General features: G+C 69.4%; 8 protein-coding genes and 1 pseudogene. 1 reads left to right on the top strand and 8 read right to left on the bottom strand.

Annotated elements, in window-relative coordinates; translation table 11 throughout:
- Nucleotides 1–12: 12 nt before the first annotated feature.
- The 4 genes from ACV22W_RS01245 to ACV22W_RS01230 all read right to left on the bottom strand — a co-directional run bounded on the left by ACV22W_RS01245 (nt 13) and on the right by ACV22W_RS01230 (nt 6,950).
- Nucleotides 13–1,515 (bottom strand): efflux transporter outer membrane subunit, encoded by a 1,503-nt coding sequence (locus tag ACV22W_RS01245; protein ID WP_448018100.1) that lies wholly within the window; start codon nt 1,513–1,515, stop codon nt 13–15.
- Between the two features lie 5 nt (nt 1,516–1,520).
- A complete protein-coding gene (locus ACV22W_RS01240) occupies nt 1,521–2,753 on the bottom strand; it encodes an efflux RND transporter periplasmic adaptor subunit (RefSeq protein WP_448017369.1) in 1,233 nt (410 codons plus the stop codon).
- A 33-nt stretch (nt 2,754–2,786) separates the two neighbouring features.
- On the bottom strand, nt 2,787–5,954 hold the full coding sequence (locus ACV22W_RS01235) for an efflux RND transporter permease subunit (RefSeq protein ID WP_448017368.1): 3,168 nt from the start codon (nt 5,952–5,954) through the stop codon (nt 2,787–2,789).
- A 228-nt stretch (nt 5,955–6,182) separates the two neighbouring features.
- Entirely contained in the window at nt 6,183–6,950 is a 768-nt protein-coding gene (locus ACV22W_RS01230) for a Crp/Fnr family transcriptional regulator (protein ID WP_448017367.1), read from the bottom strand.
- A gap of 168 nt (nt 6,951–7,118) precedes the next feature.
- On the opposite strand from ACV22W_RS01230, the gene ACV22W_RS01225 reads away from it, so the two are divergent.
- The gene (locus tag ACV22W_RS01225; protein WP_175914921.1) at nt 7,119–8,771 is read left to right on the top strand and encodes an acyl-CoA synthetase; all 1,653 of its coding nucleotides are present in this window, start codon (nt 7,119–7,121) and stop codon (nt 8,769–8,771) included.
- Between the two features lie 39 nt (nt 8,772–8,810).
- Here the strand turns inward: ACV22W_RS01225 and ACV22W_RS01220 are convergent, their stop codons facing one another.
- The 4 genes and pseudogenes from ACV22W_RS01220 to ACV22W_RS01205 all read right to left on the bottom strand — a co-directional run bounded on the left by ACV22W_RS01220 (nt 8,811) and on the right by ACV22W_RS01205 (nt 12,503).
- Entirely contained in the window at nt 8,811–10,793 is a 1,983-nt protein-coding gene (locus ACV22W_RS01220) for a methyl-accepting chemotaxis protein (RefSeq protein WP_448017366.1), read from the bottom strand.
- Between the two features lie 139 nt (nt 10,794–10,932).
- Nucleotides 10,933–11,364 (bottom strand): YqaA family protein, encoded by a 432-nt coding sequence (locus tag ACV22W_RS01215; RefSeq protein ID WP_448017365.1) that lies wholly within the window; start codon nt 11,362–11,364, stop codon nt 10,933–10,935.
- 37 nt (nt 11,365–11,401) lie between these two features.
- Nucleotides 11,402–11,833, bottom strand: a pseudogene (locus ACV22W_RS01210) (NAD-binding protein); the annotation flags it as partial.
- A gap of 28 nt (nt 11,834–11,861) precedes the next feature.
- Nucleotides 11,862–12,503, bottom strand: coding sequence for a LysE family translocator (locus ACV22W_RS01205; RefSeq protein ID WP_448017364.1), 642 nt, complete (start codon nt 12,501–12,503; stop codon nt 11,862–11,864).
- Nucleotides 12,504–12,572: the final 69 nt, after the last annotated feature.

The raw sequence follows: 12,572 nt of genomic DNA, 5'->3' as shown, positions 1-12,572 counted from the left end.
CTTGTAACCGGGTTAGGGGCCGACGCTCGCGGCGGGCTGGAGGGTTGCCGCCGCGACGTCGGTCGGCGTGGCGCCTGTCGCGCCGCCGTCCCAGCCGCCGCCGAGCGCCTTCGCGAGAAACACGACGAGCGCCGCACGCTGGCCCTGGATCTGCACGGCCTGGCGCTCGCTCGTCAGCAACTGCTGCTGGGCCGTCAGCACGTCGATGAACGGCGTGAGGCCGCCGGCATAACGGTCCTGCGCGAGCGACACGAGCTTGCGCGCGTCGTCGACGGCTGCCGACGCCTGCTGCGCGGCTTCGGCCAGCACCGCCAGGCCCGTCACCGCATTCTGCACCTCCTGGAACGCGGTGAGCACGGTCTGCCGGTAACTGGCCTGCGCGGCCACGTAGCCGGCCTGCGCGAAATCGACGCCGGCCTTCAGCTTGCCGCCTTCGAACAGCGGCTGGCTGACCGACGCGCCGATCGACCACAGCAGCGCCGGCACGGTGAACAGCCCGGAGAAGCGCGTCGCGTCCCAGCCGATGTCCGGCGACAGCGCGATGCGCGGGAAGTACGCGGCGCGCGCGACGCCGATCTGCGCGTTCGCGGCGGCCATCGCGCGCTCGGCCGACGCGACGTCCGGGCGCCGCTGCAGCAGGTCGCTCGGCATCCCGGTCGGCAGCGCGGGCGCGTTGATCGGCACCACGCGCGGCGGCAGCGAGAATTCGGGGGCCGGCGTGCCGACCAGCGTCGCGATTGCGGTCTCGACCTGCGCGCGCTGCTGGATCAGCAGCTGCGCCTGCGTGCGCGTCGCGTCGAGCTGCGCGCGTTGCTGCAGCAGGTCGAGGCCGGACACCGCGCCGAGGTCGTGGCGCGCGCTCACGTAGTCGAGCGCCTTCTGCTGCAGGTCGATCGAGCGCTTGACGACGTCGATCTCGCTGTCGAGCTCGCGCAGCGCGAAGTAGCTCGACGCGAGCTCGGCAGTCAGCACGAGGCGCGCGTTCGCGAAATCGTCGCGCGCCTGCTCGGAGCTGGCCTGCGCGGATTCGACGCTGCGCCGCACGCGGCCGAACAGGTCGAGTTCGTAGCTGACGCTTGCGGCGACCTGGATGTCGTTCTGCACGGTCGACATGCTGCGCGTCGCGTAGTTGGTCTGCGGCCGGTCGGCGGAGATCTTGAAGCGCTGGCCGCTCGCGTTCAGGCCGACGGCCGGATACTGCGCGGACGCGACCGACGCGAGCGTCGCCTTCGCCTGGTCGTAGCGTGCGGCGACGGCCTTCAGGTTCTGGTTGTTGCGCAACACGTCGGCTTCGAGCGTGTCCAGCTGCGCGTCGCCGAAGGCGGTCCACCAGGCCGGATCGAGCGGCGCGCGGGCGGGCGCGGCCGGGTGCCAGTACGCGTCGGCCGGGTCGAGCCGCCACGCGGCCGGCGTCTCGACGGCGGGGCGCCGGTAGTCGGGGCCGACCGTGCAGCCGGCAAGGGCCGCGACCGCGATGGCGGCCAGGACCGCGGCGGGGCGCAGGCGGGCGCGCATCGCGCTCACGACTTCGCTCCCGCGGCGGCGGACGCCGGCTTCACGGCCGGCGGCGTCTGCACGATGACGGTGTCGCCGTTCGCGAGCGCATCGCTCGGGTTCGCGACGAGGCGGTCGTTCGGCGTGAGCGGGCCGTCGACTTCGAGCGTCTGGCCGATCGTGCGCGCGATCGTCACCGCCTTCAGGTGCACCTGGCCGTTCGCGTCGACGGCTGCGACGGTCGGCCCTTCTGCGCGGAACAGCAGCGTGTTGGCCGGAATCTGCAGGCGGCCGACCGGTGTCATCGGCAGCATCGCCTGCACATACGAGCCGGGGAGCAGCCGTCCGTCCGGGTTCGGCAGCGTGATCTCGATCTGCAGCGAACGTGTCGCGACGTCGATCGCCTGGGACGTGCGCGTGATCGTGCCGTCGAAGGTCTGGCCGGGCAGCTCGGCCTGCGCGACGCTCACGTGCTGGCCGACCTTCACCTGCTGCGCGTACGCCTGCGGCACCTGCACGTACAGGCGCAACTGGTCGGCCTGCACGACCGTGAACAGCGAGCGGCCCGCGTTGCCGGAATTGACGAGGTCGCCGACGTCGACGTTGCGCTGCGTGACGATCCCGTCGATCGGCGCGACGATGCGCTGGAAGCCCTTCAGTTCGGTGAGCCGGCGCATGTTCGCATCGGCCGCGGCGAGATTCGCGCTGCCCTGGTTGAACGCGCCTTGCCGGTCGTCGAGTTCCTGCTGCGACACCGCATCGCGCTGGCGCAGCTGCTGCGCGCGGTCGAACGACGTCTTCGCGAGCGCGAGCGCGGCCTGCGCCTGCTGACGCTGCGCGGTGGCCTGCGCGAGTTCCTGGTTGAGCTCGGGCGTGTCGAGCTCGGCGAGCAGTTGCCCCTGCTTCACGTGCGCGCCGATGTCGGCCTGCCAGCGCAGCACGTAGCCGCTCGCGCGCGCATAGATCGGCGCCTCGACGAAGCCGCGCAGCGTGCCGGGCAGCGTCAGCTTGCCGCCGGTGGCCGCATCGACCGGATGCACGACGTTCACGTACTGGCGCGTGTTCTGCTCGGCCACCGCATCGAGCCGGTTGCGGTTCAGCACGTTGACGACGATCGTGCGCGCGGCGCCCGCGGCCAGCAGCACGCCGACCACGATCAGCACGACCCGCCCGCGCCGCGACACCGACGTGCGCGTCGGCAGGTGCATGCCGTGTTCGTCCACCTGGATGCCGACGGAGCTGTGATGTTTCTCTTCCATGAATTGACCGGGTCTAAAGGCTAGGGGCGAAAGTCAGTGTCCGGCCTGGCGCGCGCGCCGGCGGGCCAGCCGCGAATGCACGCCGCCGAACACGAGCGGCACGAACAGCAGCGTCGAAACGGTGGCGAACAGCAGGCCGCCGATCACCGCGCGGCCGAGCGGCGCGTTCTGCTCGGCGCCTTCGCCGAGACCGAGCGCCATCGGCACCATCCCGATGATCATCGCGAGCGCCGTCATCAGCACCGGGCGGATCCGCGTCGCGCCGGCCTCGAGCGCGGCCGTGAGCGGCGGCGCGCCGGCGGCGAGGCGCTGGCGCGCGAACGACACGACCAGGATGCTGTTCGCGGTCGCGACGCCCACCGTCATGATCGCGCCCGTCAGCGCGGGCACGCTCAGGTGCGTGCCGGTGATGAACAGCATCCACGCGATGCCGGCGAGCGCGGCCGGCATCGCGCTGATGATGATCAGCGGATCGAGCCACGACTGGAAGTTCACGACGATCAGCAGGTAGACGAGCACGATCGCCATCGCGACGCCCGCGCCGAGACCGATGTACGACGTGCGCATCGTCTCGACCTGGCCGCGCACCGTGAGGTCGGTGCCGCGCGGCAGCGTCGCGCGCGCGTCGGACACGATCCGGTCGATCGCGCTTGCGACAGAGCCGAGGTCGCGGCCTTCGACGCTCACGTACAGGTCGATCGCCGGGCGGATGTTGTAATGCGTGATCACGGCCGGATTCGAGACGGGGTGGATCTGCACGAGGTTGCCGAGCAGTTGCAGCGGCATGCCCGTGCGCCCGCTCGCGGAAATCGGCGTGCCGAGCAGGTCGTCGATCGACGCGATGTTGTATTGCGGGGTCTGGATCTGCAGCGGGTACTGGACGCCGGTGCGCGGGTTGATCCAGAACGACGGGGTCGTCTGGGAACTGCCGGACAGCGAGATCAGCATGTTCTGCGCGACGTTCTGCGCTGAGAGGCTGAGCTGCTGCATGCGCGTACGGTCCATGTCGGCCACCAGGGTCGGTTCGTCGTTGCGCTGCAGTACGTGCACGTCGACGGTGCCGGGGATTTGCCTGATCTTTTTCATCAGGCTGCTCGCGATAGCCATGTTACTCGCGAGATCGTTGCCGAGTACCTGCACGTCGATCGCGGCCGGCTGACCGAAGTTGAGGATCTGCGTGATGATGTCCGACGGCTGGAAGAAGAACTCGACGCCGGGGAAGCGCTGCGGCAGCAGCGTGCGCAGCGTCTGCACGTAGTGCCGGGTCGAGCGGTGGCCCGGCTTCAGCGCGATCATCAGTTCTCCGTCGAGCGTGCCGATCGTGCCGCTGTTGCTGTACGACAGGTTGATGCCGCTCACCGGCAGCCCGAGGTTGTCGACGATCGCGCCGAGCTCGTCGGGCGGCACCGCTTCGCGGATCACGCGCTCGACCTGGTCGGCGAGGCGCGCGGTTTCCTCGATCCGGTAGCCGGTCGGTGCGCGCATGTGCAGCCGGATGTTGCCGGAATCGGCGTTCGGGAAGAAGTCGCGGCCGAGCACGAACACGAGGCCGGTCGACAGCACGCAGAAGCCGAGGAAGCACGTCGCGTAGAAGCGGCGGCGCACCAGCAGGATGCTGAGCAGCACGATGTACCACGCGCGCAGCCGCTCGAACGCGGCGTTGAACGCGTGATGGAGCCGCGCGAAACGCGACGTCGAGTGGTCGGGGCCGGTGGTGGCCTGCTGCGGGCGGAACAGCAGCATCGCCAGCGTCGGCACCAGCGTGCGCGACAGCACGTAGGACGCGAGCATCGCGAACACCACGGCTTCGGCGAGCGGCACGAACAGGAAGCGCGCGACGCCCGTCAGGAAGAACATCGGCACGAACACGATGCAGATGCACAGCGTCGACACGAACGCGGGCACCGCGATCTCGCCCGCGCCTTCGAGAATCGCGTCGTGCAGGTTTGTACCGAGATGCAGGTGCCGCTCGATGTTCTCGATGGTGACGGTCGCGTCGTCGACCAGGATCCCCACCGCGAGCGCGAGCCCGCCGAGCGTCATGATGTTGATGGTCTCGCCGAGCGCGGCCAGCGCGATCAGCGACGTGAAGATCGACAGCGGAATCGAGATCGCGATGATCAGCGTGCTGCGCCAGTTGCCGAGGAACAGCAGGATCATCATCGCGGTCAGCACGGCGGCGATCAGCGCCTCGTGGATCACGCCCTGCACGGCGGCGTTGACGAACACCGACTGGTCGAACAGCGGCGTGATCGTGAGCCCTTCGGGCAGCGTCGGGATCACCTTCGGCAGCAGCGCCTTCAGGTCCGACACGACCTTCAGCGTCGACGCGTCGCCGGTCTTCAGGATCGACATCAGCACGCCGCGCTGGCCGTTCTGGCGCACGACGTTGGTCTGCGGCGCGAAGCCGTCGCGCACCGACGCGACTTCGCGCAGGTAGGTCGTCGCGCCGTTGACGGTCTGCACCGGCAGGCCGTTGATGTCGGCGACCGTGTCGGCCGACGCGTTCGTGTCGATCCGGTATTCGGTCTGGCCCATCTTCGCGGTGCCGGTCGGCAGCACCAGGTTCTGCGCGTTGACCGCGTTGACGATGTCGGCGGGCGTGAGGCCCTTCGCGAGGAGCGCCTGCGGGTCGAGGTCGATCGCGACCACGCGCGTGCGGCCGCCGTACGGAAACGGGATCTGCGCGCCCGGGATCGTGATCAGTTGAGGGCGCAGGAAGTTGAGCGCGATGTCGGCGAGCGACTGTTCGCTGAGTGTCTTGCTGGACAGCCCGAGCTGGATCACCGGGATGCTCGACGCGGAATAGGTGATCACGAGCGGCGGCGTCGCACCCTGCGGCATCTGCCGCACGATCGCCTGCGCGGATGACACCGTCTGCGCGATCGCGGTCTGCACGTTCGCGCCGGGCTGCAGGAACACCTTCACGACCGCGATGCCGGGCAGCGAGGTCGACTCGATGTGCTGGATGTTGTTGACGGTCGTCGTCAGGATCCGTTCATGGACGGCCGTGATCCGGTTGGTCATCTCCTTCGCGGAGAAGCCGTTGTAATTCCAGATCACGCTGATGACGGGAATGTTGACCGCCGGCAGGACGTCGACAGGCGTGCGCATCAGCGCAAGCGGGGTGGCCAGCACGATCATGATGGCCATCACGATGAACGTGTAGGGGCGCCTGAGCGCGAGATTGACGATCCACATGGAGGCAGCGGGACAGGCGGTGATCAGGCGTCGGTGAAGGGAACCCGAATGATAGGCGTCGGGGCGGAACGGGTCACTGGCGCGAAACTGGCGGAATTGTCAGGTTGGGGTGGGGCGGCGCAAGGTCGATTCATCGGATGAAAGGTGCGCGGGCGCAGGCACCTGGGAACCGCCGCCGGACCGCGTGCGCATGCCGCATCGGCGGTGCTTCCGCGCATCGGACGTCGCTCAGATCTGTTCCATCCCGACCCGCGCGAGCGCGGCCAGATCGACGACCTCGATCTGGTTGTACGCGAGCCGCAGCACGCCGAGTTTCTCGAGCTGCTGCAACGCCTGGTTGATCCGCTGCCGCGACACGCCGACGAGCATCCCCAGTTCCTCCTGCGAGATCGCGAGCGACGGGCCGGTGTCCGGGTACAGCGCGGGGTTGAACAGCTGCGCGAGCGCCTGCGCCACGCGCGCGTCGACGTCGAGCAGCCGGCTGTTCTGGATCGACGCGATGAATTCGCCCATCCGGTTGTTCAATTGATGGATCACGAAGCGCGTGAACGGCAGGCTCGTGTCGAGCAGCGCATGGAACGTGTCGACCGGGACGAACAGCACGATCGAGCGCTGGACGGCGACGACTTCGTACTTGCGCAGCTCGCGCTTGATCACGCTGCCTTCGCCGAACCAGCCGCCCGACGGCACGCCGGAAAACGTGCAGCCGCGCCCCGACGCGTTGAAGATCGCCAGCTTCAGCAATCCGCGATGCACGCCGATCCAGTGTTCGGACGGCGCGAGCCGCTGCGCGATCACGTCGCCGGCTTCGTGCCGTTCCGCGTGGGACTGCGCGAGCACGAGCGCCTGGTGTTCCGGCGCCAGCGCGCGGAACCACGCGCACTGGCTGAACAGCGCGGACAGGGCCGGCAACGGGCCCGGTTCGGGCGGCGGGTTGGCCGGCGAGTGGTCCGGCGTAGCGGCCGCGTCGGGCGGTGCAACGGAGTGGTCGTGCATGGGTGCGGGTTTGCGAGGATAGGGATAACGCGCAGCGTTCATCGGGCACTCTGTCGTTTCGATGACAGACGGCTCACAATAGCGCCCGTTAGGCTATCGGCAATTGAACCACATCAAAACCGATCGGGGTGCCTGCACGCCGGCCGGCAGAAAACGGGAGACAGGATCATGACGCAGATGTTCGAGGCCGGACTCGGCCGCCGCGACGCCAACTACGTGCCGCTCACGCCGATCGACTTTCTGGTCCGCGCGGCCGAAGTCTACGGCGAGCGCCTCGCGATCGTGCACGGCGACGTGCGGCGCACCTGGGGCGAGACCTACAAGCGCGCGAAGCAGCTCGCGAGCGCGCTCGCGCGGGCCGGCGTCGCGCGTGGCGAGACGGTCGCGGCGCTGCTGCCGAACATCCCGGCGATGGTCGAGGCGCACTTCGGCGTGCCGATGGCCGGCGCCGTGCTCAACACGATCAACACGCGGCTCGACATTTCGTCGGTGCTGTTCATGCTGCGTCACGGCGAAGCGAAGGTGCTGATCGTCGATACCGAATACGCGGAGCTAGCGCATCGCGCGGCGCTCGAAGTGCCGGGCCTGAAGATCGTCAGCGTCGCTGACGCGATGCCGGCCGACCCCGCGCGCTTCGCCGGCGCGACCGACTACGAGGCGTTCGTCGCGGGCGGCGACCCGGACTACGCGTGGACACTGCCCGCCGACGAGTGGGAGGCGATCGCGCTGAACTACACGTCCGGCACGACCGGCGACCCGAAGGGCGTCGTCTATCACCATCGCGGCGCGTATCTCGCGGCGATCAGCAACATCCTCGAATGGGACATGCCGAAGCACGCCGTGTATCTGTGGACGCTGCCGATGTTCCACTGCAACGGCTGGTGCTTCCCGTGGGCCGTCGCGGCGCGCGCGGGCGTGAACGTCTGCCTGCGCAAGTTCGACGCGAAGACGGTGTTCGACCTGATCCGTCGCGAACGCATCACGCATTACTGCGGCGCGCCGATCGTGCAGAGCGCGATCGCGAATGCCCCGGCCGAGTTCCGCGCGGGCATCGATCACACCGTGCACGCGATGGTCGCCGGTGCCGCGCCCGCGCCGGCCGTGATCGCGAAGATGAAGGAGATCGGCTTCGACCTGCTGCACGTGTACGGACTGACCGAGGTCTACGGCCCGGCGACCGTATGCGCGAAGCAGGCGCACTGGGACGAACTGCCCGACGACGAGCGCGCGCGGCTCAATGCGCGGCAGGGCGTGCGCTATCACCTGGAAGCGGGCGCGACGGTGCTCGACCCGGACACGATGGCGCCGGTGCCGGCCGACGGCGAGACGCTCGGCGAGATCATGTTCCGCGGCAACATCTGCATGAAGGGCTACCTGAAGAACCCGCACGCGACGGACGAGGCATTCCACGGCGGCTGGTTCCACACGGGTGATCTCGGCGTGCTGACGCCGGACGGCTATATCCGCATCAAGGATCGCCGCAAGGACATCATCATTTCCGGCGGCGAGAACATCTCGAGCATCGAGGTCGAGGATGCGCTGTACCGGCATCCGGCCGTCGAGGTCGCCGCGGTGGTCGCGATGCCCGACCCGAAATGGGGCGAGGTGCCGTGCGCGTTCGTCGAGCTGCGCAACGGCATGAGCGCGACCGAGGAGGAAATCGTCGCGCACTGCCGGCAGTTGCTCGCGGGTTTCAAGGTGCCGAAGGTCGTGCGCTTCGGCGAGCTGCCGAAGACGTCGACCGGCAAGATCCAGAAATTCCAGCTGCGCAACGCGGTCGGGTCGGACAAGGCGATCGACCTGGCGGGGGACAAGAAGTAATCGACGCGACCGGGCGGTTGCCCGGTCGTTCGTCGTGCGTCACGCGTCGCGGGCCAGCCGGAAGACGCTGACGGCTTCCGACAATTGCGCGGCCTGGTCGCGCAACGCGACGGCCGCGCGTTCGGCATCCGAGATCAGCGTCGCGTTCTGCTGCGTCGCCTCGCCGATCTGCGTGATGGCCTGATTCACCTGCTCGATGCCGGTCGATTGCTCGCGCGACGCGGCGCTGATCTCGCCGATGAGCGTGCTGACCTGATCGACTCGCTGGACGATGTCGCGCATCGTGCCGCGCGCGGCGTCCGCGATCCGGTAGCCCTGTTCGACGGTCGTCGACGATTCGGCGCTCAGTGCGTCGATTTCCTTGACCGCGGCCGCGCTGCGCTGCGCGAGCGCGCGCACTTCGGCCGCGACCACCGCGAAGCCCCTGCCGTGCTCGCCCGCGCGCGCGGCCTCGACGGCAGCGTTCAGCGCCAGGATATTGGTCTGGAACGCGATGCCTTCGATCGTGCCGGTGATTTCGGCGATCCGGCGCGTCGCACGGCCGATGTCGTCCATCGTCGCGACCACGCGTTGCACCGCCGTCTCGCCGTCGGTCGCGGCGGCCGATGCGTCGGCGACCAGCGCATTTGCCTGCGCCGCATGTTCGGCGTTCTGCTGCACGGCGGCCGTGATCTCCTCCATGCTGGCTGCCGTCTGTTCGACGCTGCTCGCCTGCGTCGCGATCCGCGCGGCGATGTCGCCGCTGCCGGCCGCGATGCCGACCGTGCCACGCGCGATGTCGGACGAGCCGCTGCGCACCTGCGCGACGATCCGCGCGAGGCCGTCGCCGATTCCGTCGACCGCCTGCACGAGCCGGCCGATCTCGTCGTTGCCCGCCGCGCCGCGCGCGGCGGCGCCGTCGCGGATGCGGATGCTGAGGTCGCCGGCCGCGAAGCGTTCCGACGCACGCGCCGCCGCATCGAGCGGTCGGCTCACCACGCGTCGCACGACGACGAGGAACAACGCCGCGAACGCCGCGACGAGCACGGCCCCGATCATCAGGAAACGGTTGCGGACGGTGCGCATGCCCGCGAGCAGTTCGTCGTCGAGCGCGATGCCGCCGACCAGCCATTGCCACTGCGGAATCGTCGTGAACGACACGAATTTGGCGGTGGGCCCGGCGTCGTGCGCGGCCGGATCGGCCGACGTGTAAGCGAGCCGGCCCTGGCCGGCGGCGAGCATCTGCGTGTACGGCGCGCGCGCGTCGTCCGCGCGCTGGCCGGCGGCGTCGGGATGAACGACGAAGGTGCCGCGCGATGCGCCCGGCGACGCGTCGAGCACGAAGTAATAGCCGTTTTCACCGATCTTCAGCGCCCGGATCCCGTCCTGCACGACTTGCAGCTCGGCACCGACGTCGAGGCCGACGAACAGCGCGCCGATCACGCGGCCCGTCGCGTCGGTGACCGGCTTGTACTGCGTGATGTACGGCCGGCCGAACAGTTTCGCGAGGCCCGTATAGCTGCGTCCGGCGACGAGCGGCGCGTAGGCGGGGCCCGCGCGATCGAGGCGCGTGCCGACCGCGCGCGTGCCGTCCTGCTTCTTCAGCGAGGTCGTGATGCGGACGAAATCGTCGCCGTCGCGCGCGAAGATCGTCGCGATCGCGCCGCTTTTCTTCAGGAACTGGTCGGGAATCGCGTAATCGAGGTCGAGCGGCTGGCCGCCGGCGGACAATGTCGGCGCGGCGACGCCGCCGATGTCGACGGTGCGGGCCGGGTCGAGCGCGAAATCGGCCGGCAGGAAACTGGCGAACAGCGCCATCGAACGGGTGGCTTCGGCGGACAGCGCCTTGTCGAACATCTCGACCATCGCGCGGATCGACTGCTCCTTGTCCGCGATGCGCGCATGGGCCTCGTCGGCGAGTTGCTGGCCGGCGAAATGGGCGAGCGCCCATGCGAAGGCGGTAAACAGCAGCGCGACCAGCACGCATGCCAGCGCGGCCAGGCGCGCGCCGACGCTCGCCCGGCCCAGTTGGGTCAATCTCATACGAATCCTGAGTGGAGAGGGAGAGAGGCGGAACGCACGCGCCACCGCATACCGTAAGGAATACGGCAGGTTCGGCGGATTCTTTAGCGGTCCGAAGCCGCAAGGGGCGAGCAGGTTCGCCCGACGCAGGCGGGCGGCGTCAGTGCATCACGAGCCATGCGACGGCCAGATACCGCCCGACCTTCGCGATCGTCACGATCGCGAGGAAGGTCGGCAGCGGCTCGCGCAGCACGCCGGCGATCATCGTCAGCGGATCACCGACCACCGGCGCCCAGCTCAGCAGCAGCGACCAGCGGCCGTAGCGCGCATACCAGCGCTCGGCGCGCGCGAGCGCGGCCGGCTTGACCGGGAACCAGCGGCGGTCGCGGAAGTGTTCGATGCCGCGGCCGAGCGCCCAGTTGACCGCCGAGCCCGCGACGTTGCCGACGCTCGCGACCAGCACCAGCGCCCACACGGGCTCGCGCCCGGCGACCAGCAGGCCGGCGAGCACGGCTTCGGACTGGAGCGGCAGCAGGGTCGCGGCGACCATCGACACGGCGAACAGGCCGCCGTAAGTGAGCAATTCGGACATCGCGCGATTGTACCGGCCGCACGCCGGCCGGCACCGGTCACGCGGCGGCGTCGGTGCCGAACAGCAGGTGCGAGATTACCGACTTGTCGACCGGTTCGTCGTTGAGCGTGCTGGCGAGCAGTTCGCCCGCGAGCTGCTGCGGCGAGAACACCATGTCCGGCTTCAGCAGGCGCAGGCGCTCGAGGTTGCGTTGCTGGTTCACGAGAGCCACGGCACGCACCGTCGACGCGATCTCGCGGATCGCGAGGATGATGAACGCGTTCTCGGCATCGTCGGAGCGCAGCGCGAGCGCCGCGCGGGCCGTGGCCGCGCCGGCGCTTTCCAGCACCGCGTGGTCGGTGGCGTCGCCGACGATCAGGTCGGTCGCGCCCGCATAGTTGTGCTCGACGCCGGCCGGCACGATGACGGTCACGGTGTAGCCGCGCTTGCGCAGCCCGTCGTGCACTGCATGCGCGACGGGCGTCGCGCCGGCACCCGCGCGTGCGGCCCGCCCGGTCTCAGTTCCAGCCGGCCATGATCGCGCCCATGCCGACCAGCAGCCCGCCCGTCACGCGATTCATCGCGCGCATCCGCGCCGGACGCTGCAGCGCACGGCTCAGCCGGTGCGAGAAGAGCGCCATCGACGCGACGCCGCCGGCGAACAGCAGCGCGAAGGACGTCGCGAGCAGCAGGAACTGCGCGTTCAGGCTCCAGTCTGCGCTCGGAACGATGAACTGCGGAAAGAACGACGGAAAGAACAGCAGCGTCTTCGGATTCAGGCCGGAGGTGGCGACGCCGCGCCAGAACAGCGCGCGTTCGCTGTCGTCGGAAGTCGGTCCGCCGGGCTGGGTCGACGCGGCGGGCGCGGCGATCGGCGCGCGACCGAACCATTGCTTGCAGCCGAGCCACACGAGGTAGGCGGCGCCGGCCCAGCGCAGCACGGTCAGCGCGTGCTCGTCGAGATGGACCAGCGAATTCAGGCATAGCGCGGTCAGCGCAAGCTGCAGCAGCACGGCGAGCGTGCCGCCCCATACGCACGGCAGCGCGCGGCGCCAGCCGGTGCGCAATGCCTGGTGCATCGTGAGGAGGTTGACGGGGCCGGGGGCGTAGATGAGGACGGCGGACGCAGCGAGGAATGACAAATAAAGCCTGAACGACATGACGGGGATGCGGAAAACGGAGGACAGGCGCCGGCCCGTGCAGCCGGATAGGCGCCCGGGAGGCGGGAC

Source organism: Burkholderia sp. AW49-1 (assembly GCF_053427845.1).
The sequence above is the reverse complement of the archived record's forward strand: the minus strand, read 5'-3'. Positions and strand labels throughout refer to the sequence as shown.